Annotated in this window: 22 protein-coding genes; 7 read left to right on the forward strand and 15 right to left on the reverse strand. The window is 40.0% G+C overall.

Annotation, left to right across the window (positions count from 1 at the left end; genetic code table 11):
• Nucleotides 1-23 precede the first annotated feature (23 nt).
• From H729_RS06010 to H729_RS06020, 3 genes are all read left to right on the forward strand, one after another.
• On the forward strand, nt 24-536 hold the full coding sequence (locus H729_RS06010) for a DUF2085 domain-containing protein (protein ID WP_020449117.1): 513 nt from the start codon (nt 24-26) through the stop codon (nt 534-536).
• Between the two features lie 613 nt (nt 537-1149).
• Nucleotides 1150-1815, forward strand: coding sequence for an archaeal proteasome endopeptidase complex subunit beta (psmB, locus tag H729_RS06015; RefSeq protein WP_020449118.1), 666 nt, complete (start codon nt 1150-1152; stop codon nt 1813-1815).
• 46 nt (nt 1816-1861) lie between these two features.
• Entirely contained in the window at nt 1862-3769 is a 1908-nt protein-coding gene (locus tag H729_RS06020; protein ID WP_020449119.1) for a beta-CASP ribonuclease aCPSF1, read from the forward strand.
• 78 nt (nt 3770-3847) lie between these two features.
• On the opposite strand, the gene twy1 is transcribed toward H729_RS06020, so the two are convergent.
• The 3 genes from twy1 to H729_RS06035 form a co-directional block, all read right to left on the reverse strand.
• Nucleotides 3848-4777, reverse strand: a complete 930-nt coding sequence (gene twy1 / locus H729_RS06025; RefSeq protein WP_020449120.1) for a 4-demethylwyosine synthase TYW1 — start codon at nt 4775-4777, stop codon at nt 3848-3850.
• Between the two features lie 9 nt (nt 4778-4786).
• A complete protein-coding gene (locus H729_RS06030; protein WP_020449121.1) occupies nt 4787-6178 on the reverse strand; it encodes a replication factor C large subunit in 1392 nt (463 codons plus the stop codon).
• Nucleotides 6179-6280: 102 nt separating this feature from the next.
• Nucleotides 6281-7618: a hypothetical protein gene (locus H729_RS06035; RefSeq protein ID WP_172618676.1), complete on the reverse strand. Its 1338-nt coding sequence runs from the start codon at nt 7616-7618 to the stop codon at nt 6281-6283.
• A gap of 341 nt (nt 7619-7959) precedes the next feature.
• Between H729_RS06035 and H729_RS06040 the strand changes: the two genes are divergently transcribed.
• From H729_RS06040 to H729_RS06050, 3 genes are all read left to right on the forward strand, one after another.
• On the forward strand, nt 7960-9744 hold the full coding sequence (locus tag H729_RS06040) for a leucine-rich repeat protein (RefSeq protein WP_020449123.1): 1785 nt from the start codon (nt 7960-7962) through the stop codon (nt 9742-9744).
• Nucleotides 9745-10012: 268 nt separating this feature from the next.
• Nucleotides 10013-10708, forward strand: coding sequence for a M48 family metallopeptidase (locus H729_RS06045; protein WP_020449124.1), 696 nt, complete (start codon nt 10013-10015; stop codon nt 10706-10708).
• A 141-nt stretch (nt 10709-10849) separates the two neighbouring features.
• Nucleotides 10850-12367 (forward strand): catalase, encoded by a 1518-nt coding sequence (locus H729_RS06050; RefSeq protein ID WP_102030401.1) that lies wholly within the window; start codon nt 10850-10852, stop codon nt 12365-12367.
• 92 nt (nt 12368-12459) lie between these two features.
• Here H729_RS06050 and H729_RS06055 read toward each other — a convergent pair whose 3' ends face one another.
• The 11 genes from H729_RS06055 to H729_RS06100 all read right to left on the reverse strand — a co-directional run bounded on the left by H729_RS06055 (nt 12460) and on the right by H729_RS06100 (nt 24585).
• Complete coding sequence (locus H729_RS06055; RefSeq protein WP_020449126.1) at nt 12460-13332, reverse strand: SPL family radical SAM protein; 873 nt, start codon at nt 13330-13332, stop codon at nt 12460-12462.
• A gap of 116 nt (nt 13333-13448) precedes the next feature.
• Nucleotides 13449-14942 carry a catalase gene (locus H729_RS06060; RefSeq protein ID WP_020449127.1) on the reverse strand — a complete coding sequence of 498 codons (1494 nt, stop codon included), beginning with the start codon at nt 14940-14942 and terminating at the stop codon, nt 13449-13451.
• Nucleotides 14943-15081: 139 nt separating this feature from the next.
• Entirely contained in the window at nt 15082-15531 is a 450-nt protein-coding gene (locus tag H729_RS10185) for an ABC transporter ATP-binding protein (protein WP_052312425.1), read from the reverse strand.
• A 17-nt stretch (nt 15532-15548) separates the two neighbouring features.
• Nucleotides 15549-15893, reverse strand: coding sequence for an ATP-binding cassette domain-containing protein (locus H729_RS10190; RefSeq protein ID WP_052312426.1), 345 nt, complete (start codon nt 15891-15893; stop codon nt 15549-15551).
• Entirely contained in the window at nt 15893-16996 is a 1104-nt protein-coding gene (locus H729_RS06070) for a FecCD family ABC transporter permease (RefSeq protein ID WP_020449128.1), read from the reverse strand. Before H729_RS06070 ends, H729_RS10190 begins: the two co-directional genes overlap by 1 nt.
• A 42-nt stretch (nt 16997-17038) precedes the next feature.
• Nucleotides 17039-18403 carry a periplasmic-binding protein gene (locus tag H729_RS06075; protein ID WP_020449129.1) on the reverse strand — a complete coding sequence of 455 codons (1365 nt, stop codon included), beginning with the start codon at nt 18401-18403 and terminating at the stop codon, nt 17039-17041.
• Nucleotides 18404-18603: 200 nt separating this feature from the next.
• Nucleotides 18604-19386, reverse strand: coding sequence for a 4Fe-4S binding protein (locus H729_RS06080; RefSeq protein WP_020449130.1), 783 nt, complete (start codon nt 19384-19386; stop codon nt 18604-18606).
• A 110-nt stretch (nt 19387-19496) separates the two neighbouring features.
• Nucleotides 19497-20843, reverse strand: coding sequence for an immunity protein Imm33 domain-containing protein (locus H729_RS06085; protein ID WP_020449131.1), 1347 nt, complete (start codon nt 20841-20843; stop codon nt 19497-19499).
• A 12-nt stretch (nt 20844-20855) separates the two neighbouring features.
• Nucleotides 20856-22340 (reverse strand): DUF6348 family protein, encoded by a 1485-nt coding sequence (locus H729_RS06090; RefSeq protein ID WP_020449132.1) that lies wholly within the window; start codon nt 22338-22340, stop codon nt 20856-20858.
• 15 nt (nt 22341-22355) lie between these two features.
• A complete protein-coding gene (locus H729_RS06095; protein ID WP_020449133.1) occupies nt 22356-23084 on the reverse strand; it encodes a hypothetical protein in 729 nt (242 codons plus the stop codon).
• A gap of 1 nt (nt 23085) precedes the next feature.
• Entirely contained in the window at nt 23086-24585 is a 1500-nt protein-coding gene (locus H729_RS06100) for a tetratricopeptide repeat protein (RefSeq protein WP_020449134.1), read from the reverse strand.
• 148 nt (nt 24586-24733) lie between these two features.
• Here H729_RS06100 and H729_RS06105 point away from each other — a divergent pair, with 148 nt between their 5' ends.
• Nucleotides 24734-26068: an MATE family efflux transporter gene (locus H729_RS06105; protein WP_020449135.1), complete on the forward strand. Its 1335-nt coding sequence runs from the start codon at nt 24734-24736 to the stop codon at nt 26066-26068.
• A 50-nt stretch (nt 26069-26118) separates the two neighbouring features.
• Here the strand turns inward: H729_RS06105 and H729_RS06110 are convergent, their stop codons facing one another.
• Complete coding sequence (locus tag H729_RS06110) at nt 26119-26856, reverse strand: DUF4241 domain-containing protein (RefSeq protein ID WP_102030416.1); 738 nt, start codon at nt 26854-26856, stop codon at nt 26119-26121.
• Nucleotides 26857-26894 lie beyond the last annotated feature (38 nt).

The raw sequence follows: 26894 nt of genomic DNA on the forward strand, positions 1-26894 counted from the left end.
ACTACAGAATAGGTGGGCATGATGTGCCGAAGGCCTTTGACTATGTCAAAAGAACTAAAAAGATACTTGCGGTCATCTTCATTGTCTGGCTTGCTCTCGTGTTCATAGCTCCTGCGACACTGCCGTCTGGAAGCGTAGATAATCTGGATGGTTCAGCGGGCAACATGGATAACATGGATGTCATTTCTGAAATGAATCCTCTGGCGGCTGTGATGTACATATTGGGAGATGCCAACTGCCACCAGATGGCCAGCAACAGTCTTTACATAAACGGCAATGAGATGCCGTTCTGCATAAGGGATACTGGAATCTTCATAGGTTTGGTGATAGGTTCGCTGATATCACTTCTTGCCGCTCCCAGATTCAAATGGATTGTTCTGGCAGTTTTGATTCTCCCCATCCTGATAGACGGCGGGGCCCAGATGGTATCTGACTATGTATCATTCAACCAGCTCAGGTTAGTTACTGGAGTTCTCTGCGGAATAGGCGTCACATACTTCTTAGGATACCTGGCAGAAAGCGCTGTTAAAAAGTGAGGGAGCAGGCACAAAAGTCCTGACGCGAGGCCGTTCTGATATGTATTTTGGAGCACACAGTTTTAATGTGGTGCGTAAGAGAACGGGCTTATATCGCTACTCCCTCAACAGTCATTAAAACGTACATGGATTTGAAACCTTCCCCATCAGAGGCGGATCGATAGATTGATTATACCCAGTCACACCTAAACATATAAAAATATGAACGCTTTTAAGAGTAGTTACAACAACAAATAAGATTGTAAATTATTCTGACAAAATGTAATATATAAGTTTTTTAATTTAAAGAATATCTCAATCATATTTGACTTTCTAAAAGAGACAACAGCCTAATTCAGCCCTGAAAGGTCTCTAAGATTTTATGATATATAATTGTCTGAACTCAGCCTGCAGACAACTCTTTGAGACACGTAATTGTTTAAGGGTGCTTAAGCATATTCTATGTGACTGGAATCGTACGCAGAACGTTTGCATTTTCTCATCGGATGATATTTTAGTATCCAGAGCTTTAGAAAGCATCGTTTAATCTAGACAAGTTATAAATACAGCGCCTTCATTTCAAAGAATCAGCGAGAAAAACATTATCTTTTAACCGCTTTTGAGGTTGATCGCTATGGCAGATGATAATAAATTAAAGACTGGGACAACTACGCTGGGTATTGTGTATAGCGACGGTGTGGTCATGGCTACAGAACACCGTGCTACAATGAATAACGTCATTGCTCATAAGGACGTTAGAAAACTCTTCAAGATCGACGACAACCTTGGATTGACTGTTGCCGGTTTAGTTGGAGATGCCCAAGTTCTTACTCGTTATGTTAAAGCAGAGATTGAACTTTACAAGCTTAAGCGTGGGGCGCCGATGTCCGTTAATGCTGCCAGTACACTTCTTGCAAATCTGATGAGAAACGGCGGCGGATCATATGGTTTCTACTATGTAGGCCTGATTATGGGCGGCATAGACAAGAACGGAGGACATTTATTCTCACTTGACTCTGCAGGCGGACTTATCGAAGATTATTTCATTTCTGTTGGATCTGGTTCACCATATGCATACGGTGTGCTGGAAGACAATTATAAGCCGAACATGTCTGAAGATGAAGCTGTCAACACTGCAATCAGAGCTTTGAATGCTGCAATGCGCCGCGACTCCGCTAGCGGAGATGGGTATGCAGTAGCAGTCATCAACAAAGATGGCTTCCGCGAACTATCTGCAGAAGAGTCCCTTAAAAGGGCCGAAGACATGAATCTCATGGTAGGCTTCGCTAAACACTACTAATTTCAAACTTCTTTTTTTAATTTAATTTATTCAGCTGGAATAGTTTATGAGTACAGAGAGGATTTTAGAAGAAGCTAGAGAGCAGATCAGCAAAATAATTCCGGAAGGAGTTAACATCTCTGGCATTGAATACGAAGGCCCTTTGGTTGTGGTTTATACAAAGGACATGGATACATTTGCATCCAATAATGATATTGTAAAACAGCTTGCCCAGGGATTGAGAAGAAGAGTAGCCATCAGGCCAGACCCATCAATGCTGGCAGATCCAGAGGAAGTCGAAAGAAGAATAAGAGAGATTATTCCAGATGAAGCTGAGATCACAGATATTTATTTTGACGATGACATCGGGGAAGTAATGATTGAGGCCATTTCACCAGGCATCGTCATTGGAAAACATGGAAGCACCCTTAACGAAATCAAAAAAGAAGTTGGGTGGGCGCCTAAAGTTGTGAGAGCTCCCCCTCTGCCGTCAAAAACAGTTTCCGATATCAGAAGTTACCTTCGTCAGATTTCAGATGACAGAAAGGTATTTCTAAAAAAAGTAGGAAGACGCCTGGCAAGACAGAGGCTTGAAGGCGAAAGCTGGCTCCGCATGACCGCCCTGGGAGGTTTCAGAGAAGTAGGAAGAAGTGCTACGCTGCTTTCCACAAGAGAGTCTAAAGTCCTTATCGACTGCGGAATTGACCCCGGAAAAGACGGAGGTACGCCTTATTTCAATGCCCCGGAACTTATGCCGCTGGACACTCTGGACGCAGTAGTGATTACCCATGCACACATGGATCACTGTGCACTTCTGCCTGTTTTGTATAAATTTGGATATGACGGCCCGGTTTACTGTACTCCGCCTACCAGAGATCTAATGTCACTGATGCAGCTGGATGGTATCAAAGTCTCTTTCGGAGAGGGTAAGAAAGCTCCATATGAATCATCTCATGTAAGAGAAGTCGTGGCTCACTGTATTCCACTGAAGTATGGAGAGACTACCGATATTGCTCCAGATATCAGACTTACATTCCAGAATGCAGGGCATATCTTAGGTTCAGCCGTATGTCATTTCCATGTCGGAGACGGCATGCATAACATTGCATTTACCGGCGATATGAAGTTTGAAAGGACCTGGCTGTTCAATGCTACAGCCAACCGCTTCCCGAGACTGGAAACATTAGTTATAGAGTCTACGTACGGAGGACACAGGGACTTTCAGCCATCCAGGGCAGACGCGGTCAACACTTTGAATGAGATCTGCGACAGAGTGCTTAAGAGGCAGGGAAAAATCCTCATCCCAGTATTTGCAGTCGGACGTTCTCAGGAAGTTATGCTGGTTCTCGAAGAACTGATGCGTACGGGTAAGCTGCCCAGTGTTCCAATATATCTTGATGGTATGATCTGGGAAGCTACAGCAATTCATACAGCATACCCTGAATACCTGAACTCACAATTGAGAACACAGATTTTCCAGATGGGAGAAAATCCATTTTTATCACCCCTCTTCAAACGTGTTGAAACTCAGGATATGAGAGAAAGGATATGTCATGATGATGAACCGTGCATAGTGCTTTCCACAAGCGGTATGATGAACGGCGGTCCGGTTATGGAATATCTAAAATCATGGGCAGACAATTCAAACAACTGCCTCATTTTTGTAGGATATCAGGCTGAAGGAACTCTTGGAAGCAGGATTCTAAAAGGCCAGACGGATCTGCAGATTCCAGAAAGGGGTAAGATGATCAATATCAAAATGTGTATGGATATTGAAGTTGCCGAAGGATTCTCCGGTCACTCAGACCGCAGACAGCTGATGGCATATATTGCATCTTTAGATCCTAAACCTAATAAGATTATCATAGGTCATGGTGATGAACATAAATGTTCAGATCTTGCTTCATCAATATACAAGAAATTCAATATTGAAACAAGAGCGCCGATGAACCTAGAAACAATAAGAATGCGCTGATCAGCGCGTTTAAACTTTTAATGAATCAGAGGAATCTGATTCATAGTTTCATTTATTTTATAAAAATTCTAAAGAATGTTATTCTAGACCAGGTATTTTGACTTGGGCGTTTTTATCTCCAAGCAGACAGACTCTGCTGTCCGGTCTTTCCCTGAGCAGCTCCATGCCCAAACGTGATGCAATCCTTTTGCCGAATTCAGCCACTGATGCGGGAGACGGCATGTTGTCAATAGTCATACGCCGCCGGGAGTCGCCTACAAAGACATAGCCCTTAGGTTCTATGAACATGGGATCGGCAGTTTCATCCAATTTGGCATACTCATCTTCCCAGCCCACATTCCATCCTTGGACGAGTGTATGGCGTATCACAGTTCTGGTGTTAAGGGATGGAAACAATTCCAGAGTCTTCATCAATTTTTCCCAGCCGTCCGGGATTCTTGGAACGCATATTCTTTTGTAAACTTCCTCATTCGGAGCGGCAACGGTAACATACAGCTGAGTAGGAAGAGGATCAAGTTTCTCCAGAATTTCCGGCGTGGTGCCGTTTGTAACTAGGAACGTAGTCATGCCCCTTCTTTTACAGAGTTCGATGAAATCGCCCAGCATAGGATACAAAGTAGGTTCGCCTGAGAGAGAGATCGCTACCTGTTTCGGTTCTCTTGCTTCCAGCCACATCTCTTTGCTGCAGCGGGGATCTCCCCCGAATCCAGATACCAATTTCTTTTGCTGCTCCAGGCAGTGTTCAAGAATATCTTCAGGTTCCTTCCAAGCAATATTTTCAGAATCAAATCCCTGGACTCTCCAGCAGAACAGGCAGTTGTGAGTGCACATGTTGACTACAGGAGTCATCTGCAGACACCTATGGGACTTGATACCGTAGAATTCTTGTTTATAACAAGGCCGGTCATGAAGCAGACTCTGCTTTACCCAGTGGCACAGCTTTACAGCTGCATGATCGCCATGAAGTTTATACTGCTGTTTTTTGAGAGTTTCTGTAACATCATTCATGTTTAAACCTCAAAACAGAGTGCTCTGGTTTACAGGAGATTTTTTCTTTTCTTTTTGTTTTGAGGAGGCTTTCTTCTCTTTTTCAGGTTTTTCACCGTCAGGATTCATAGATTTCATGATTCTCTTGACAGCCGCTGAATCGATCTTTTCCCCTAGAATGTAGGCAATTTCCTCCTGTTCCAGCTCCAGATCCAGAGAAGTTTTGAGTGCAAACTCCTGATCACTTATGTAGATTCTTGAAAAATAAGGCAGTATGTCTTGCCGCGTCTGTTTTGCAGACATGTGCACCGCTTCACCGAGCTTGCTGCAGATACTGGCCTGCACAGCCCTCATGCCTTTTGACCTGGACATTTTCATCAAGTACTGCGGGAAATTATACCTCAGGAATCCATGCATCTCCCTGGTTTTAGCAGCGCAGACGCCGTATGATAAGAAATCACCTGCATAGGACCAGAAACCAAAGTACTGTCTGCGGTACACTCTCCCCAGATATTTGTCGGCTGTTGCTACGGCTTTCATTCCCTTGTACATATCCAGATGATCACGGTATGCAACAGGAAGATTTTCTTCAATCCAGAGCAGTTTAGTTTCAGGAGGTTCATCCACTTCTGCAAGGGATCTTCTTGCCCGATCTGCATCTTTGGATTTGAAGATATCATCCATGACATTGTACATTGTCTTTTCCACTTCTCTGTATGAAACCGATGTAGCGTCAATATCTTTGATTTCGTCTTTGCCCATTGCAACTGCCTGAAGATCTCTTACTGCAGACCTCATATCGCCGTTTGCATTATCTGCAAGCAGTTCCAGAGCTCTGTCGGTGATTGTAATTCCCTGATCCTTGGCAATTTTTCTCAGAACACCTCTTATTGTGACAGATTTAATCTGTGAGAATTTTATTTGTTCTGTATCACTTTTGAGGGCAGAACTTTTTCTGGAAAGAGCATACCAGTCGTTTACGATCAGAATTACGGGCTGTTTGGTAGTTTTGACAACCTCAACCAATGCCGGCACTCCGCCTCTGTCCTCTTTACCGCTTAAATTGTCAGCTTCATCTAGGACTATGAGTTTAAGATTACCATCCAATGTTGAGAGAAATTCTCCTGAATCAGTAAATGTCTGGCCGAGAGCACCCCGCAGAGCAACACTCTTTACTGCATCGGCATTACGCTGGTCTGAAGCGTTCATCTCCACAGTGTCCCAGCCGTACTCTTTAGCTAATGCTAATGCAGCGCTGGTTTTTCCTACACCGGGAGTGCCTATCAGAACTGCAGCCTTTTTTACCGGCTTTCCCGCAGCCCAATTATCTGCCCATTGTCTTAACGCCGCTACAGCTTTGGGATTCCCCACAACCTCATCAAGGTTGTTAGGTCTGTAGAGTTCAGTCCAATCATCACTCACAAAGGTTAGATGCAAACACAGGATAAATAGAATACTCTCACAATTGCAGAGGCAGCAGATAAAACGCCGGACTGATTTAAAAAAATATGAAAAAGGTTTGGTTCAGTTGTGATCTGAACCAGAAGTTTTCAACCTGGCTGCAATAATGCCTGACGATGCCATCAAGATTCCAGATATGAATGAGATATAAACGGCTGCACCGAGAGCAGTAGTTGCCAGATTGCCGTTGACATAGCCCATTCCAAGATCTGACACCCAGACGCCGAAGATAATCGAGATTACTATAATCGATATGCCTAGAATGGCAGAAGCATAGCCCAGCTTATTCCTTTCACTCCTCATTTGGACTAAAAACAGACAAAATGCAGCTAACGAGATGACTGCAACTACAATAGGCAGATAAGGTTGAAGCCCGGTGAAATGCACAGTTGGCAGATCTATGCCAGTCCAGTTGTAGTTTAGATCAACGTGTGTGTAGACCGTCACATTGATCCATCCAAACACAATAGAAACTACGCCGACCAGAGATGCCAACATTCCAACAAATTTAATCACACGGGATTTGTCAGATTCCAGAGACTGTTTTGTTTCACAAAGCTTATCATGTTTTTTACTGAAAATCGGAAACAGAAACATTAGTATTCCGCAGATTAATGAAATTAAGAAGCCTATCCTCAGCTGGCGGAATGAAGGCTGGTTTATAAAAGAATTAAGTTCAAGCAGTGTAAATATAACTACCAAAGCTCCGCATATGGAAGACAAGGTTAGCCCGGTTCTGTTAGATATGAAAATATCTGTAATAAGCGGAATCGCACAGAGTATAGAAAATAAAGAAACTAACAGCGGAAAGTAAATCTCAATGTTTCCCGATAAAACACGCGCATTATGCAGGACCTGCAAACCATCTTCGCCGAGTGAGTGATTCATCGCCAGTGACGTTGTGAAGATGATTAGTATTCCTATAATCGCAGCGGAAATTCCTATGAGACTTGAATTTTTTATTGAGTTGCGTTTGTAATCTGCATCTTTGAGGAAACCGCAGAAAAATATGCCTATGCCGGAGATCATAGCTAAATAAAATCCAATCCCAACATTGGTTGATGGGTATGCATTTGTCATGTATATCTCTGAATGTTCAAAAATTGCCAATATGATTACGGCCATGCCAAGAATTGATGCGGAATATCCAACTTTATTTTTTGGTGCGTGCAGCCAGTATGCAAAAGCTACTATGTTAATTACAGAAATGATCATAATAACTAATGGCAGATATGCAAAAATTGAAGAGTCTGGAATCATATCCAGACCGCTCAGATTTTTGAGTTCATAATCGTGGATAATAAACCAGCAGGTAAAAAACGAAACAACACCGATGAGTGCAAAGAGTATTCCTGCTATAGCAAACATCTTCGGTTTTTTAAATTCTGCATCCTCACTCAAACTCAACATGGTGTATACATCTAGAATACAATGTATAATACTCGCCCTTTGATTCTAAATACATATAATTCATAAGATTAAAAATGTTAGATACTGGCAGGTAATTAATGAAAATAATGCTGCACACATATGATGTGTAACCAATAGGTAGCACATGCCGCACTAAAAGGTACTCAAACAAGTATAGTAATAAGAAACAATGCTTCATATTACAAAATAAATACTATGAAATCTATACAGGATTTGGAGTTGTTGATACTATAAGTTTTAGCTGCCTGCAGCAATTCTATTCATTCACTTGAGGGATTAAAACGAGTAGACTGAAAACAGCATCAATTGGAATGATTATTGTCGCATTAGCAATAATCTTACTCGCTTTGCCGAATTTTGAAGATGATAATTCCAGTAATGGAATAATTAGTGATAATGACGGCTCCCCTACTCTAGAGGATATCTACAGCGATCCAGAGATAGCATACCGGTTGAATGAAGACGGCTGCAGTGTTACTGTTCAAGGGCTAGCACAGTTTGATCTGACAGACATAACAATACCTGAAGTCGTAAAAACCAAAAAAGGAGATTATGCTGTTACTGCCATCGCGGCTGATGCGTTTGTCAGTGCCATGTCACATGACCTGAAAGAGGTACGGATTGAAGCTTCTGGAGTCGGTATAGGAACTGGAGCATTTTACAACTGTGCATCTTTGGAACAAGTAGTATTTGCCGGCAGCGTCAGAGAGATAGGAGAGTTGGCGTTCTATAACTGTAATTCATTGAATGAAATTGAAATAGAAGGTGATTCACTGATAATCGATGACAGTGCATTCATGGGCTGCTCATCGATTGTGTCTCTAAAACTATCAGGCAGTATAGTTTCTATTGGACAGTATGCATTCGTAGGATGTACAAGTCTTGATTCAGTGAACATTACAGGAAACCTTGAAAAAATCGACAACAATGCATTCTACAGATGTCAGAATCTTAAAACTGTAAATCTCCCTGCAGGAATGAAAAGCATAGGCAATAATGTTTTCAAAGAATGCCACTCAATTGAAAGTTGTATCATAGATGGGAATAATAAAGTTACCTTGGGAAATAATTCATTTTATGATGCTTTTGGTATACAATCTATAATCAATGAAAGTCCATATCTGAGAATCACGGCATCATCAAGAGCAGAGCTCATCACAAGCGGAATTGAACATCCATGGGACAATCACGTACAGGTCTGCATAGTTATACCATCAGATGATACAGTAATTGAAGATCGCGCCTTCAGAGATACTAGATGCAGCATCGTAGATGTAATTATACACGACAGGATAACAAAGATAGGAATGGAGGCTTTTGCTTACACAGATCTGTTTAAATTGAATCTTCCAGACTCCATAACATACATAGGCGACAGGGCATTCAAATCAAATAATATTCAAACTCTGGTTATTCCTGGGAACGTTGTGTATATCGGAGATTCTGCATTTGATTACTGTACAGGTCTTTCGTCAGTTTCAATACCCAAAAGTGTAGAACATATCGGAGAAGCAGCTTTTGCACATTCAAAGATGAAAGAAGTTTATTTTTCCCATTCTGACATGCTGCCAGAAATGCCAGATATGAAGATATATGGAGCAGGTTCAATATTTTATAACTGTCAAAAAAATATTCAGAGAGAAACCCATGATGCATGGTATCCAACACTCGATGACGGCGGTCTTGATGTATACATTAAAGCCGGCATCAAGAACACAGACCGGCTGGAAAATCAGTTTAACAATCTGAATATAATCACCCTCGAAGATCATGTAATAACGTTTGATCCAAATGGAGGAAGCATAGATACCATATTCAAAACTGTAAAAGAAGGTGAGAAAATTACACCTCCTGCACAGCCTCCAGTGATAAGAGACAATTGGGGAATAGAGTATAACTTCATAGGCTGGTATTATGAAAATGAACCTTACAGCTTTGATACTCCAGTATCTGATGACATTGTGCTTACTGCAGCGTGGGAAAGAACTGTGACAGATAACATTGGAGATAACAATCTGATATATTTCCTGATAATTCTTGCAGCCATAATCATCATAGTGATCACTGCTGCATACATATACATTAAAAAGAGATAAGGAGGATTCATTCCTCCAATTTTTTTATAATCGGAAATAATTAAATACTAGTTGAAAAAGCTTCAGCAAACCATTAAGAATTATGATCCGAGAAAGTATCCGAATTTCAGTCTGAATAAGAAAAATAGACGCAGGTCTTTTTACCTCACTCCAATACTGAGTGCTGACTTTCTGTTCACATGTGTATATCATTCAGGATAAGTTTTAACATTCATAATCTCAACGAGGGATTTATAGGAATTATGGAACATCTCGGTTGAGACGATTGATGGAAACTCTTGAAATTTGCGGCATAGAGGTGGAAATAGAAAGGAAGAAAATCAAAAATCTTCGCATGTATGTTCATCCACCTTACGGAAATGTGACGATATCTGCACCTCTTAAAATGAGTGATGAAACGATTATAAGATTTGTAACTTCAAAGATAGATTGGATAGAAAAACATCAATCCAAATTTCAAAAACAGAAATCAAAAGCATGCCGTTACACAAATGGAGATGAAATAAACATCTGGGGAAAGAAATACCCATTGACAATTATTCCTTCAGAGACTAAAAGTTTCATAGTCAGCGGAGATAATGCTCTTCTACTGATTGATGAAAGCAGTACTTTCGAACAAAGAGAAAAGGTTGTAAATGTTTGGTATAAAAATCAGCTGGAACCAATAATGCTTGAAACCGCAAAAAGATGGGAGAACATAATCGGCGTAAAAGCTAGTTCATACATCATCAGAAATATGCACACCAGATGGGGGAACTGTAACACATCCACCAAGCGAATCTGCATCAATCTGCAGCTTGCTAAAAAATCACCGGAATTTTTAGAGTACGTAGTAATTCATGAACTGTGTCACCTTCTGGAGGGCAGCCATAATGAAGTTTTCAAATTATACATGGATAAATATCTGCCTGACTGGAGAGCATTAAGGAAAAAATTAAATGAAGAACCCATAGGGACTTTTTAAGCAGAATCCACTGTGATTTACTGACATCTCAGAAACTGCATTTCATGACATTACGGCGATGCTATAATAACTTCAAGATGATTCTCCCCTGATATGAGTTCAATGTTACCGCGGTAAGTTTGGATTCATAACGGGGATGATATCATATCTTCTAAAAAGTTAACAAATGAGGTCGGAGCTCCAGTAGCTGAGAATGAACATTCATTAACTGCCGGACCTCGCGGACCTGTGATGCTGCAAGATGTCTGGCTGTTAGAAAAACTAGCACATTTTGACAGAGAAGTAATTCCCGAAAGACGCATGCACGCTAAAGGCAGCGGGGCATATGGTACGTTTACAGTAACACATGACATTACTGAATACACAAAAGCTAAAGTTTTTGAACCGGGAAAGAAAACAGATGTCTTCGTCAGATTTTCTACTGTAGCAGGAGAAAGAGGTGCTGCAGATGCCGAACGTGATATCAGAGGATTCGCCTGTAAATTCTACACTGAAGAGGGAAACTGGGATTTGGTAGGAAACAACACACCAACCTTTTTCATAAGAGATGTGCACGATTTCCCAGATTTAAACAGAGCTGTAAAGAGAGATCCCCGTACAAATATGCGTTCAGCGCAGAATAACTGGGACTTCTGGACCATGCTTCCTGAAACATTCCATCAGACAACAATTGTAATGTCTGACCGCGGCATACCAGCATCATTCAGAAATATGCATGTTTACGGCGAGCACACTTTCAGTTTTTACAATGCTAAAAATGAACGCGTCTGGTGTAAATTCCATCTTCATACTCAGCAGGGAATTAAGAACCTTACTGATGCTGAGGCAGAAGAATTAATCGGCAGAGACAGGGAAAGCCACTGCCGGGATTTGTATGAAGCTATAGAACGCGGCGAATATCCACGCTGGACCATGTATGTACAGATCATGACTGAAGAGCAGGCCAGGAATCATTATGAGAATCCGTTTGACATCACCAAGGTCTGGAAACATGCAGAGTTCCCGCTTCATGAAGTTGGTGTTTTGGAACTCAACAGGAATCCTGAAAATTATTTTGCAGAGGTAGAACAGGCTGCATTCACACCAGCTCATGTCGTACCTGGAATTGGTTTCTCACCTGATAAATTCCTGCAGGGACGTCTTTTCGTTTATGGAGATGCCCAGCGTTACCGTCTTGGTGTGAATTACAATCAGATTCCGGTCAATAGAGCAAAATGTGAGGTTCATGATTACCACAGAGATGGAATGATGCGCGTTGATGGAAACTATGGCGGTGCTCCTGCATACACACCTAACAGCTTAGGTGAATGGGCTGCCCAGCCAGAAGTTATGGAGCCGCCGTTAGATCTCAGTGGAGCAATGTATGCATTTGATCCAAAGGATGATCCTACTGACAACTGCTTCCGCCAAGGTGGAGATTTATACCGTTTGATGACAGAAGATAAACGTGCGTTACTGATCGAGAATACTGCACGCAATATTGCACCAGTAACTCCGAATATCAAGTACCGCCATGCCGTCCACTGTTATCTGGCAGATGAAGAGTATGGAAAACGCATCACGGAAGCCATGGGACTGAATTTTGAGAAAGTCAAAGAACTTTCAAAACTGTCCAACGCTGAACTGATAAAAGCTACATTAGATCAGAAAATGCAGTAAACACACAGTCATCAGATGCATATGTCATCTGATGATTTTTTTTCTTTTAATATTCGTTTTATGCAAGCACTGTCAAGTTTGATATATGATGATCAATCAAACAGACTTAGTTGTCTGCCTGTTGATTTTTCTTCGAATAGATTCAGGTATTCAAATATCTGATTATTGTCATGGAGGATGCCGTTTTGTTCACATGTACTATGGAACAAACTCATCAGTTCATGATTATGCGGGCTGCCGATTGAATACTGGTTGCCAAATGCACTGACATACTTTTCTTTAAGACGTGGAAACAGTTTGTCCAGCTGGCTGTAAAAATACTCCCTGTTTCCTTCCCTGAGCGTTAATCCCATGCCAAAACAGATGATGCCGTGCACCTTTGCTTCTATGCAGTAATCCAAAATCCCAGATATATTCTCATAAGTATCGTTAATAAACGGAAGTATTGGACAGAGCCATACTACGGTGGGTATTCCTGCATCACGCATTCGCTTCAATACTTCAAAACGTTCCTTTGTGGTGCTGACATTGGGCTCTATTTTTTTACAAAGTTCTTCGTCATACGTAGTCATAGTCATTTGCACTACGCATTTTGTTTTTTTATTGATTTTGTCTAACAGGTCAATATCTCTCAGAATAAGATTTGATTTTGTAATTAATGTAAAACCAAACCCATATTTATATGCCAGAGTCAGAGCCTTTCTGACATTACCCAGTTCTGCTTCCAGAGGAATATATGGATCAGTCATTGATCCCGTACCAATCATACATTTTTTCTTCTTATGCTTAAGGGCGGCATCCAACAGTTCAATAGCGTTCTCTTTAACTTCAATATCCTCGAACTGATGATCCATGTGATAACAGCTGCTTCTTGAATCACAGTATATACAACCATGAGAACATCCGCGATAGAGATTCATTCCATTTTTAGCAGATAATATCCCCTTTGCCTGGACATAGTGCATCTCTTTACCTCATGATCTGCATTAGCATTCAATACAAAACAGACATGTGCACAGACGTTTAAATAATCTATTGACGAGATAAGTAATTAAAATAAAAAAATAAATTAAAAGTGGTTTTACATCTTCATAGTTATTTTCTCTCGTTCCTCCTGGGATGCCGCGGCCAGCTTCATGATTTTATTAATATCCAGCGACAAGGCTTCAGCAACCCGCGTACCATAGTCTTCATCGACTTTATAGAATAAAGCAGTCTGACGATATTGTATGCTTTCTTTAGCACCACCAAGGTGTCCTGCAATATTAGAAATCAGATGATCCTTGTCCTTATCACTCAGAACTCTGGTATACAAAGCTCTGGCCTGAGCGAAATCAACATCATCTATCGGCACCTGATGTCTCATGGCTTCATCATCAACTATTGATGCAGGCGGAGTGTATGAGATATCTGGAGCCGGTGCGTCAGGTACTGAATTTGGATAATAATTGGGATCTGTGCCTACAATGCCATAACTCATCGGTCCGTCCCTCTGATAAACATTTAATGCTCTGGGTGCGTTGATTTTAAGCTGCTGAAAATTCGGACCGAGCCTATAACGCTGCGTATCTGTATAAGCAAACAATCTTGCCTGCAGCATCCTGTCAGGGGAGGCGCCGATACCTGGAACCATATTGGATGGAGCAAAGGCAGACTGTTCGACTTCATCGAAATAATTCTCAGGATTCTTGTTCAAAACTATTTTTCCCAGAGGAATCAACGGAAAATCTCCATGATACCAAACCTTAGTAGCATCAAATGGATCGAATTCATATTTTTTAGCCTGCTCTGGAGTCATTATCTGCACATATACCGTCCATGAAGGATAATTTCCATTTTCAATTTCCTGATACAGATCGATTGTTGCATGGTCGGCCTCTTTTCCCTTAAGTTCTATGGCTTCATCGGCAGTCAGAGTTTCATTTCCCTGATCACACTTAAATGTATATTTTATCCAGACATATTCGTTTTTCTCATTATACCACATGAATGTATTAGTGCCAAAACCATCCATGTGACGGTAATCTTTAGGAGTTCCCCTGTCAGTAAATAAAATCGTTACCTGATGAATGCTTTCAGGAGTTAAAGACAGGAAATCCCAGTATGTATCATAATCATGGAGATTGTTTTTAGGATTTCTCTTCTGACTGTGAATGAAATCTGGAAATTTAATAGCATCTCTTACGAAGAATACAGGAGTGTTGTTGGCTACAATATCATAATTTCCTTCTTCTGTGTAGAATTTAACAGCAAATCCTCTTGGATCCCGATCAGCATCTGGACCCCCTCTTTCAGTATTGACGATGGAAAATCTTACAAAGATATCAGTCTTCTTTCCAACTTCTGAAAGGAAAGCGGCTCTTGTATACTTGCTCAGATCATTAGTTACCTCAAAATATCCATGAGCACCGGTACCTTTTGCATGTACAACTCTTTCGGGAATACGCTCTCTGTTGAAATGGGCCAGTTTCTCAGTCAGATGTACATCCTGAATAAGTGTATACCCACTTGCAGTGATTGATGCCTGATCGTCATCAATTGGAGAGCCGCTGGCAGTAGTTAATTTTCCTTTCATAAGCTGTCTGTTGCAATGTCATATATAATCACATTGCTTGAGAAAAAATTGGTAAATCAGGGTATATTCTCAGCTTAGGTCGAAGATTGATGAGATATTTACTGAATGATGTGGATTGCATTAAAGATTGAAATATATATTATTCAGACTCCTCATGCATTTTGCGTATATTTTCATCAGACAAAGCATCAAGTAAGATAACATGAGGATGACCCTGGACATTTTCAATCATGCAATCCACCCCGTAGACATATCGCATAACCTCAGGAGTTATGACTTCTCCAGGTGTTCCTATTTTATAAATAATTCCAGGAGTACTCATGATGATTATTTTGTCTGCGTATTTTGCTGCAATGTTCAGATCATGACTTATCATAAGAATCATCATATCATTTTTATGCGAGAGACTGCTGAGCAGATTGGTAACCATCAGCTGATGCCTTACATCCAGATTAGCAGTTGGTTCATCTAGAATTAAGACCTGCGGAAGCTGTGCGAGTCCTCTCGCTATGGACGCCCTTTGATGCTGACCTGCGGAGAGTTCATTTAGATTTCTCAATGCTAAATGAATTATGCTCATCATCTCCATTGTATCACATGCAATATCTACATCTTCATTAGTAGGAGAACTCCAATTTTATGAGGGTATCTTCCAATCAATATGGAATCAATTACAGTCATTGAAAACATATCATTGGCAGCTGCTGGAACATACCCCATTATCTTTGAAATTTCTTTAAAAGACATGTCATTTATGTTTTTATTGTTTAAAAAGATCTGTCCAGAATCAGGTTGGAGTATTTTATTTATGCATTTAATAAGAGTTGATTTTCCTACCCCATTTGGTCCAATTATGCAAACTAACCCTGGTTCATTGAGTGTTAAAGAAATATTATGCAGAACAGGTGAATCGTCATAACTGAAATTAACATTATCTAAAGTTATCTCCATCACCACGCCTCCTTTCTCTGTTTTACTAGGAGATATAAGAATAAGGGACCTCCCAGGAAAGCAGTCACGACACCAACCTGTAAAACTGCAGGATAGATTACAGTTCTTCCAATTACATCAGAAATCAATACTAATGCCACTCCAAACGCTGCTGAAGCAGGAAGCAGATATCGATTGTCTGAACCGATAAATATTCTTGCAACATGTGGTGCAACTAGACCCACAAAACCAATCACTCCCGTGAAACTTACAATACCAGCAGCCAAAAAAGATACGACTACCAAACAAAATAATCTTAGTTTGTTTGCATCTATGCCTAGCGATTTTGCACTTTCATCTCCAGTTGCCAGGATATTCAACTTATTCGAAAGGGTTACTAAGACAACAGATCCAATGAGTGTGACCGCAGCCATAACAGGAAGTGTTTCCCATTTTGACTTAGCTAATGTTCCCACCTGCCAGTTGTAAACAGCTGCAAGATCCTCTGGATTTGCCATTAACATGATTACAGTGGTCAGAGCATTGAAAACATACATCACTGCTATTCCAGAAAGGATCATTACGGTAGGAGACGCTTTTCTCAATCCCGATATGACAATGATGACCGCTGCTGGGATCAATGAAAATATAAATGCATTTATTACGACACCGTAGGATGAACCCACAACTGTGATTCCTAAAATTATAGCAATGGTCGCTCCAAAGGAAGCACCTGAGGATATCCCAGTAGTATATGGATCAGCCAGAGGATTTTTCATGGTGCTTTGCATTGTAGCCCCTGCTATCGAAAGGCCTACCCCAACTAGTGCTCCTGCAATAATGCGCGGCAGACGACTTTCCCAAACTATCAGATCTTTTGTAGCATCTGTTACATTTCCCAGAATGTGGTTGATAATTATCTGATATGATTCAAAAAATCCTATTGGGTAACTTCCAACAGTAACTGCATAACCTGCAATGAGTATGGAGATGACTACACAAACGATTATGAACATTCGTTTTTTCCAAAGATATTTTCCATAGCCCAGAGATACATCTTCTCTTGTAGTATACATCCGTTTAAGATCATTTTTTGAGAGTTCATTGGCTGTATGACTTTTCACCTTTGTACCTCCAGATCATAAAAAAAGAAAGATTATCGAAAGTTACACTTTCGAAGGTATGTATATGAAACCGGTTGAATCGGCCTTCAGATAATCAGAATCTGTAGAGCTCAAACCATTATTTACAGATGTAAAATTATCAATATATTCCTGAAGAAATGCATCTGCATCTACATTCTCAAAGGCATCTGCATAAACTGTACATGCCAGATACAAAGCAGTGTTCATCTGCATTGTTCCTGATGTTATACCAGACCCAGAAACCGCAATCTGATTATTTTTGGCTGCACTGGTAGTAACCAGATACTTTGCACCTACATCATAAGATGTTTTTAATTTATCCTCATTGGGGAAAAGTCCTGATCCCGATCCTAAAATAATAACCCAATCTGGATTTTTTCCGATTATGTATTCTTGATCAGTGTTGTAATACATAGTGTCAGATGATAATTTTCCTTCTTGGTTCAGGTACGATGCAAGATTGTTCATCCCAGCGATAATGCTGCATTCATAGCTTCCAGAACCTCTGCACTCCACCTCAACTTCTAAAGAAGATTCTGTACTGGATCCAAGGTAGGTCACTAGAACTGTCTCTTTTTTATCTACATTTGAAAGTCCATCATCAATTATTTTCTGTATGCGATCTTGAAACTCAATAAACTTGTGTGCATTTTCAATATATTCAGAGTTTCCAAGAAGATATGCTAGCGTAATAACTGCTGATGATACGTCTCCACCTTCCCAAAATGGAAGTCTAATCATATCGATTTTTGATTCGTCTGAAAATTTATCTTCAATTCCTACAAAATATATATCTTCAGATCCACAAACAATTGCATCAAGATTTGTAGACATTATCGTCTCGAAGTCATATCCTTCATGGAATCCACTTCCAAAATTCCTTATGTTGGAGGTATCCAGACCTCTGTATATGTCGTTTGTACTAAGGCTATTGTAGATTCCACTGTCTGTCCATGTGAGAATGTCTGTAGCCCCGATAGCCATGATCCCATACATAATAGGCCAATAGTCAGCACCTATCGTATTCACAGGTTGACGTACGGAAGCAATGTTTCCATTTAGATTTTCATAATAGATCTCAGATGCTGTCCCTGCTAGAATAGCTTTCAGATACTCGACATCTTCTTGATTCGTTTTTCCATCGCAATTTGTATCGCAAAATTTATTTTCTTCATTTTTTCCATCTAAGACATTTTGCAGATATGTTAGATCATTGTTATCTAAATAATCATCACCATTTGCATTTCCATAAACCACGAGCCGAATGTCTGATGCAACCGACGGTTTATTATCAGTGCCACTGTTATTTGAATAAATCACTGCAATGGCTCCTCCTGCAACTACGAGGATAGCGACTACAATAATTGCTACAAGCTTGTTGTTCATAATCTCACTTGGATGTAATATCCAACCATTGGATCATATATCCCATATATTATAGTTGTGGAAAGAACGTAGGAGACATGATATTCGACAAAAACACAATTAAGATCTAAAATGATATATGTTATAAACAGATAAAAGAGTAGATTGTAAGCAGAAAATATCTTCTGCTTAAATCATCAACAGAGAATGATCCAGTTAGATCAATCGATATAGAATGTCTCTGGCGTTTTATACTCAGCACAACTTTTTATGAATTCATTTGTAGCGAGTTTATACATGAAGCCATGAAACGCCCTTGCATTCATTGGACATGCATGAATACAGGCTCCGCATGATATGCATGTTTCCTTGTTCGTCTTTTTTGGATGCTCTGCAGAAATTGAGTGTGTGGGACAGATGTCAACACATATGCACGATCCGTTACACTTACTGTCTCCTTTAGGCTTTAGAGGCACCTTTCCCGGTTTAATGTATTGTGAATTTCCTTTGACTTTAATGGTCATATAGCAATCTGGAGAAAATGTCGACAGCAGTTTACTGCAGTGGTCTGCAAATTCAGCAATAAGTCTGAGATCATTCTCATCAGGCCTTCCTGCTGCCACCTGAGGAAATATAGAGTGCTGAGCGATAAATGCCCCGGCACCTACTACACAGAAGTCATTTGCCTCTAAGAGATCTTTCAGTTCAATCAATGCATCTTCATAGTCGCGGTTTCCATACACAATTATAGCAATTGCAGGCTGTTTACTGCCTTTCAAGTGATTGATCATGCTCACGCAAGGCTCTGGAATCCTGCCTGCATACGCTGGCATTGCTACAATAAGTACTGAATCACCTGAAATTTGGATATCTTCGGTCAAAGGTGTTTTCAATAGATTATATTCGGTAATGTCGTTGCATATTCTGCTGGACGCTGCCTTGATAACTTTTTCAGTATTTCCACTGGGACTAAAATACACTTGAGTTGCTTTATCAAAGCTCATATGCTCACCATTTTTACAGATGGGAACAGCTAGGTTGTATAAAATTACTTAGTATCAATAATAATTTTACGAAATAATTAAGACTGAAAATGACTGCTCATTTTCAGGTTTCAAATAGTTCTTTTCCTGAGTTTACCAGTCTCATCCCTGAAGTATGCAGTTCCATAAGGTGCATGCAGCAGAGGAATTATATCTGGATCATAATTGCATATTGTATTTAATGAATAAATTCCTATGTTGAGAGGATCATTCAGGTATTCATCAGACTCATCTCCTGCCAAGAATCTCCAGCCGCTGTCCGGCATTTCGGGATCTGGCTCCTCTCTGTACATATAACCTATTTTTTCGCCATCCACCATAATGCGGTCCGTAGCTTTGCATCCAAGCGGTCCATACCAATCAGATAATACAGGCTTAATGTCTTCACTCGGGATAGCGAATTTCTTTTTGGATTCTGAAACACATTGACTAGGCCTGTTGAGATCCACAACAGGATCGATGCCATCCAGCATATGTATCAATTCATCTTTGCTGTGGCTCACCTTAAATTCTATCTCCTCGCGGTACAGAGGAATGATCTGATAGAAATTGATGCATTCTCCATTAGGCAAAATACATTTATCTGCTCCTTCGTCAAAATCAGTCATATTGGAAACAATCATTCCCGATAGTTTGGTGTTTTCTGCAAAGGGTTCGTTGTTAGACACTGTGTGTCCCCATGCAAGCCAGGTATTTTGCTCCCCGGGAAGTCTGGCCATAACTTTCAGCCATTTTACAGGCCAGAACCATATATCACTGTTGCTATTTATAGGCCAGTCTGGAGGCAGACATATTACAAGCTCCGCCCTGTCAAAATTCTCGCCTTCGAAGTTAGGCGGTACAGTCATGCGGTGGGCACCCATGCCCATGGTCACAAGCGTATAATAGTTATGATCTGGATCAGGATCTATAATCGCTATATCCACATGAATATCAGGAGAGACTATTTCATGGAACACTCGGCCATAATGGCCAATACGCCTCTCAATATGCCGCTCAACAACTTTAAGCTGCTCTTCTGTATAAAGTTCTGGATCAAAGTTTTCCTGTTTTAAACCGGCCGCTTCTTGAAGCTTTTCCTTACAAAAACCAATGAAGCGCATTGTATCCTCATCGTTTTGATCCAATTCCCAAGCTGCCTCAAACTCATTTTTAGCTTCGTCAAATCTTTCCAGGTAATAATAAGCGTAACCCAATTCAAAATGCCAGTAAAAATCATTCTTTCCTTCTTCTTCAACCGAAAGAAGTTTTTCAATGGCTTCTTCATACCTTTTTAGATTATTGAAGGCTCTCACAAGATGAGAAATGACGTCGTAATCCATCTCCTCTTCAACCATTAATGAGATCTCATCTACGATCTTCTGGAATTCATCTTCTTCGTGCCATTTGTTTAGTTTATAAAGAGTTTCCTTATTCATTTATACTCCCTCTTACCGCAATAGATAGTCATCTGAAAAACTAAATGATATCATCATAATTGCTTCGCTAGTCTCCAGATTCTCACCTTTCTCTTTTGCGTCACAGATTGCACCATAAATTGAACTTACATAGACGTAAGAGGAAAATACTTCATTCGAGAAAAGATTGTCGTTGAATCCGTTTAATAAAGCTTTCTGTATAGAATGGTAGCTCGCTATCTGATTCTTATAAACTTCTAAACTTTCTCCGTTTCTGTAAATTAATACAGACTCAGGATACTGAATAGAAGGGAATGCATTTTCGGCACACATCTCGGGAATAAAGGCCTGCAGTTCCTCAGCAAGACTTGAATCCCCTAGCTCCTCAATCAGTTTCTCCAGGTATTGCTGATAGTCATCTCCAGAAGTACATTTTTCAAATAAGCTGACTGCCTTGACAGTAGCATCCTCAAGTTCTTCTTCGCTGTAAGGATATTCCAGATAAGTTTCTTCATCCTGGGTTATAAAGAAAAACTGCTTTTTAGAGCTGAAGTCTGTTGTATCCCATTTACCAGCGATCTCAGAAACTATGTTGCTGAGCTCTCTGCTTTGTATATCATTAATGCGGCATTCTCCCGTGATTGAATCTCCATTTTTGGCTGCGTATACTTTAACATACACAAATTTCTGATTTCCCAGACGTCTGATAATGCCGTCTCTCAGCAGATTCCAAAACTCATCGATATCGTCACCTTCCGGATTATTACCCATTCCGACAATATCTGATTTGTATGCATGCCAATTGTGTTTTTCACCAGCAAATTCAGAAACCAGCTCCTCTGAATTCTCCCCATTCATCATGATCCTGATGCCGTCTACAACTGAGAACAGGAAACTTCCCTCAGCCATACCAATTGCCTTTTTTGGCGTATCACCCAATGCAACTGAGCATTCAAACAACTCTCGGTCCCATGAACCGCAGTTGAGAGTAAAATACAAAACAGCCATATCTTCTGCTAATTCTTCCACAAACGGAGAAATCGTCAAATCCCATTCAGGAATGAATAATTTACCGTCTTCAATGACGTTATCTTCTACGATCAGTTCATGAAGACCTTCAAGGATGTATTGCAGAGGGTCATGTGGACAAAAAGAGTCGTCTATATCTTCAAGATAATAATTGCAGTCGTCCAAAATATCTTTTGCATCTTTATTATCAGGATTTAATTGAAGTGCTAGTTTGAATTCATTCTTAGCATCCAGATCTTTTCCGAGATAATAATAGGCATATCCCAACCGATAGTGCCACAGATCGTCATCTTTTCCCTCAGCACTCACAGAAAGCAGCAGTTTAACCGCAGTTTCATAATCTTCCAGATTATTATATGCTCTTGCAAGTAAAACTATAAGGTTGTAATCTCTTTCTGATTCTGGAACGCTCAGAATTGAGTCTACGATTTTTTGGTGTTCTTCAGATCGATGCCAGCTATCTAACTGCTCTATAAATTCTGATGACATGCAACTTCCTCCTGATCAATAATCCAATCTTATTGGAACTTTATTCTCTTTAGCAAACAAAACTGCTTTGTAGAATATACAATATGCAAATCTAGACAAAGCGTCAAAATCAAAAACATCTTCATTGGATTCATCAGAAACCATCTCAATGTCAAACCAGCTGAGAATGGTCTCTTCATCAGCATTCCATCTCATTTTATTTATATATTGAAGATCAGATTCCAATTGTCCTACCGTAGACATATTAGCCTCTTTGCCTGTTGGAAATATATAACTGAATGACATGCATTCTTCAAACGGGACCCACATTTCAATTCCATTCAAAAACGAATTTATATACGACTCTTCTTTAACAAGATCCTGCACTATGAGATTGTCATTCCAATCACTGAATTTTTCATAAAGTTTAGGAACTTCTTTTCCAGAATACAAACATGCGCTTAAAATGACTAAAGCACCATAACCAGCCCAATCTGGTTTATCAGTGTAATACTCTTTTTCATTGTTTTCTTCCCAGGGCTTAAGAAAAATGTCTTCATTTGACAGTCCGCTTATCAATGCTTCCATCCAGAGTTCAGTTGAACTCTGGACCTCTTCAGCATCTATGTTTTCATTTCCCAATTCACCATCTGGTGTTATGATTTCACAGCGGACGTTATTTTGTTCAGACCACTGTTGAACAGCGGTTTTCCAGTTGCGAGTGTAATACCTTGTCAATGTCCCAGCATATAGATCTAGACCCATTTTATAACCTCATTTCAGACCTAAGATTGACTATGTTTCCATCTGGACAAAACTCAGCTAAATGAAATTCAAATTGATAGTCTTTTAACATGCGGTCAATTCGTTTGAAAAATTCAGACATGTCATAGATCAGCAGATCTTCGTATTCATACATGCTGCCGCTGGCGCTTCCCAGAGCTATTCCAATTTCTCTGCCACTGCCTTTCTCACCAAGAATTTCGTCTATCAGGTAATATTCAAAATTATACCTGAGATTGAATATTTTGTCTTCATCCATTTCCATCGGCCATGTGTAGAATAGGTAAACGAGTTTGGCTCCACAGTTCTCCATGTCCATATATGTATTATTTACATCAGAAATATATTCAGCAACTGAATTCAAAAGAGATGTTAAGCCGCTGAGTGTGTCATGTCTCAATTTGTCTGTGTATTCATTTCCAAAGGCATATGCAACACGGATGTCACTGGGGTTTTCAATCATTTCTTTTCCAGACAATTTTAGAACATTAGACATTTTTTCACACATCTGTTCCATGGGAAACATCTCATCCGTTGGAGAGCGCAGCAGTGATAATGTGTCAATATAAAGCCTCAACAGATTTTCACTGAATAATAATTTCAACATATCAACAACTATAATGCTTGCCTCACTCTCTTCAATTGATTGAAATTCTTCTGAATAAAAATATAAGTTAAATTTGTCAGATTCAGATTCATAATTAAACGATATTTTAACATTTTTTATCGGAATACCATTGACTGAGAGATCATTGCAGCGGTTTAGTTTAGGTATCGATATGCCAATATCCCATTTGTTCTGAATATTCTTCGGAGCCCTGGAAATGAGATATGGAAGAAGATAGTAGAGAGGACTGCTGCCGTTTAAAACAAATGTGAATTTGAATCCTTTTTCAACAAAGCACTTGATATCCTTGGTTATTAAATTCGTGCCTTCTGAAAAGAAAGCTGTGACTTCTGAATCACACACGTTGTTTTCAGAAAATTCAGATAATTTTGCTTCATTGTCACAGAACCACTTCCAGAATGAAGATACTCTGTCAGAAAATTGATGTTCTGGAATGAGCTTATTTCTAGGAACAAGCCTCTCTGACAAGCTTTCCAGATGAAGTTTGACATAATGATAAATATGACAAAATTCTACAAAGTCTGAAGCATAATCTCCTTCAGGATTTAATTCGAATGCTTTACCAATCTCTTCATTTACTTTTGTCATATCATTTGTAAAATAATACGCCTGACCCAGAATGAAATGCCACATATAATCCTCAGCGCCTTTATCACTGACTGAAAGAAGGCAGTCGATGGCTTCCCGATACTTGTAAGTGCGCAGATATGCCTCAGCTAAGCGGGTAACAAGATCATAGTCCAGTTTATAATCTGAGATGCTTGTGATTGCTCCAATTATGCTGCAATAATCACCGCTGTTGCGCAGTTCATCTAAACGTTGACAAAGTTCCTGTTCCACTTGGATCAATTTCATATCAAGACATTAGTATTTAGAAAATAGCATTCCTTACGTATTGAAATTGACTAGATCGCATAAAAACGCTGCAGAGACAATATTATATGAGGGTGTTTAATATTCCAGCAGACCACTTTAGAGTTAAAAGAAAAAATCAGGTATGACCATGCAGAGAGATCTGACAAACGGCAGTGTTACCAAAACAATGCTGCTATTTGCGTGGCCGATGATTTTAGGTAATTTTCTGCAACAAATTTACAATGTTGCCGATACTCTGATAGTCGGAAGATACGTTGGCTCTGACGCTCTAGCTGCAGTGGGATCCTCTTTTGCATTAATGGTTTTTCTGACGTCTATCATCATAGGGCTGTGTATGGGAAGCGGAGTTGTTTATTCCATATTCTTTGGTGCCAGGGAGGAAGAAAAACTAAAGTCCAGTTTTTTCATGTCATTCGTATTCATTGCTGCTGTTACGATTGTAATCCAAATTACCACATTGTGTCTGATTGATCCGGTACTCAGCGCACTGCATATCCCATCTGAAGTATACAACGCAACTAAAAGCTATCTCACAATAACACTCTATGGAACTATTTTTGTATTCATATATAACTATTTTACAGCAGTACTGAGAGGCATTGGAAACTCCACAACTCCACTGATATTTTTAGGAGCAGCTGTAATCTTAAATGTTGCTCTTGATCTGATATTGATAATATCATTCGGAATGGGTATAGAGGGTGCCGCTGCTGCAACCGTAGTTTCTCAGGCCGTATCTGCAGTTTCAATTGCTGTTTACTGCATATGGAAGACTCCAGAATTCAGACTAAAACGAAAACATCTAAAATTTGAAAAATCGATATTGAATAAGATTGTACAGTATTCTTCTCTGACCTGCATACAACAATCAATTATGAATTTTGGAATACTGATGGTTCAGGGATTGGTCAATAGTTTCGGAGTGTCGGTAATGGCTGCATTCGCAGCGGCTGTTAAAGTTGATTCTTTTGCATATATGCCTGTACAGGACTTCGGAAACGCATTCTCCACATATGTAGCACAGAATTATGGAGCTAGAAAATCAAAAAGGATCCATGAGGGAATAAAGTCCGCAGCAAAAGTATCGTTGATATTCTGCATTGTAATCTCAGCAATAGTAGTGATCTTTGCTAAACCGTTAATGACACTGTTTGTAAGCCCTGAAGATGTGGAGATCATTTCAATTGGTGTCCAGTATCTGAGAATAGAAGGGGCCTGCTACTGCGGAATCGGCGGTCTCTTCCTTCTTTACGGTCTGTACCGCGGAGTAGGAAAACCAGCGGTATCGATTGTTTTAACAGTTATTTCACTGGGAACCAGAGTCCTGCTGGCATACGTCTTGGCAGCGATACCGTCAATCGGCCTGGTAGGAATCTGGTGGGCAATACCGATAGGCTGGCTGCTGGCAGATATTACTGGAATTGTGTATTATATGCGGAATAAAAAATTGATAGTTGCTTAGTCTGATTCATGGAGGTGAGTTCAGCTTCATGACCAGACACTCAGCAAAGTTTAGTCTTCATCACCGTATGCAAGATCGATATCTATGAACTGAATTACCAGCTGACAGATCTTTCCATCTGCATCATACCCAAAGTATACCGGATAAGTGCCGTCTCCAAATCCAGTTTGAAAGATGGGTAAATGATAAATTGTTCCTGGAACTATCCAGTTTATCCAATCTCCCCCCTCTCGTTGATGTTTTGGATTTTCAGCATAGCTTTTTGCAAAGATTGCCGCAAAGTAATCATCATAAATGTTCTTACCTGGATTACTTTCAGACCAATCATCATAAAATTCACAGAATGCATCCCTCACCGCGATATCACATATACACGCTAAGCCTGCATCTACATTGAATCCATAATATTCATCATCTTCCAGTTCAGAGAGGTTTTCATTTCCAATAAGAGCCTCTTCAAAAGTTACAGCTTCTTTTTTAGTGAATTGAACACGCACCGCAGCATATCTTGAGCAATCAGAATCATCTTCAGAGACCACACAGGCAACTGCATGAAACTCTCCAGGAGGTACTTCTGTAAAATAAGGCTCCTCTTCACAGTCGAGATAGCAGAGAGGGTCTCTGACTAAAATCACACCTGTTGGAATGGACACTATACCAAAGTCCAATAAATCCAGTTTTTTACCGGCAATTTCCGGCATAGTGAAGTAATTGTTAATCGGAGCTGGACAGGTCAATTTTTCGCGAATCTCTTTAAAGGACTTGAGCCATTCTGCAGTAGGTTTCATCATTCAGTCCATAGTATGGTTCTGTTATAGAGTTATCT

Origin of the sequence: Candidatus Methanomassiliicoccus intestinalis Issoire-Mx1 (assembly GCF_000404225.1) — an archaeon.
Classification (GTDB): domain Archaea; phylum Thermoplasmatota; class Thermoplasmata; order Methanomassiliicoccales; family Methanomassiliicoccaceae; genus Methanomassiliicoccus_A; species Methanomassiliicoccus_A intestinalis.

What these genes read in the sequence shown, in the direction of transcription:
- psmB (WP_020449118.1), top strand. Translation starts at nt 1,150, where the DNA reads ATGGCAGATGATAATAAATTAAAGACTGGGACAACTACGCTGGGTATT.
- H729_RS06020 (WP_020449119.1), top strand. Translation starts at nt 1,862, where the DNA reads ATGAGTACAGAGAGGATTTTAGAAGAAGCTAGAGAGCAGATCAGCAAA.
- twy1 (WP_020449120.1), bottom strand. Translation starts at nt 4,777, where the DNA reads ATGAATGATGTTACAGAAACTCTCAAAAAACAGCAGTATAAACTTCAT.
- H729_RS06040 (WP_020449123.1), top strand. Translation starts at nt 7,960, where the DNA reads ATGATTATTGTCGCATTAGCAATAATCTTACTCGCTTTGCCGAATTTT.
- H729_RS06045 (WP_020449124.1), top strand. Translation starts at nt 10,013, where the DNA reads ATGGAAACTCTTGAAATTTGCGGCATAGAGGTGGAAATAGAAAGGAAG.
- H729_RS06055 (WP_020449126.1), bottom strand. Translation starts at nt 13,332, where the DNA reads ATGCACTATGTCCAGGCAAAGGGGATATTATCTGCTAAAAATGGAATG.
- H729_RS06060 (WP_020449127.1), bottom strand. Translation starts at nt 14,942, where the DNA reads ATGAAAGGAAAATTAACTACTGCCAGCGGCTCTCCAATTGATGACGAT.
- H729_RS10185 (WP_052312425.1), bottom strand. Translation starts at nt 15,531, where the DNA reads ATGGAGATGATGAGCATAATTCATTTAGCATTGAGAAATCTAAATGAA.
- H729_RS10190 (WP_052312426.1), bottom strand. Translation starts at nt 15,893, where the DNA reads ATGGAGATAACTTTAGATAATGTTAATTTCAGTTATGACGATTCACCT.
- H729_RS06075 (WP_020449129.1), bottom strand. Translation starts at nt 18,403, where the DNA reads ATGAACAACAAGCTTGTAGCAATTATTGTAGTCGCTATCCTCGTAGTT.
- H729_RS06080 (WP_020449130.1), bottom strand. Translation starts at nt 19,386, where the DNA reads ATGAGCTTTGATAAAGCAACTCAAGTGTATTTTAGTCCCAGTGGAAAT.
- H729_RS06085 (WP_020449131.1), bottom strand. Translation starts at nt 20,843, where the DNA reads ATGAATAAGGAAACTCTTTATAAACTAAACAAATGGCACGAAGAAGAT.
- H729_RS06090 (WP_020449132.1), bottom strand. Translation starts at nt 22,340, where the DNA reads ATGTCATCAGAATTTATAGAGCAGTTAGATAGCTGGCATCGATCTGAA.
- H729_RS06095 (WP_020449133.1), bottom strand. Translation starts at nt 23,084, where the DNA reads ATGGGTCTAGATCTATATGCTGGGACATTGACAAGGTATTACACTCGC.
- H729_RS06100 (WP_020449134.1), bottom strand. Translation starts at nt 24,585, where the DNA reads ATGAAATTGATCCAAGTGGAACAGGAACTTTGTCAACGTTTAGATGAA.
- H729_RS06105 (WP_020449135.1), top strand. Translation starts at nt 24,734, where the DNA reads ATGCAGAGAGATCTGACAAACGGCAGTGTTACCAAAACAATGCTGCTA.
- H729_RS06110 (WP_102030416.1), bottom strand. Translation starts at nt 26,856, where the DNA reads ATGAAACCTACTGCAGAATGGCTCAAGTCCTTTAAAGAGATTCGCGAA.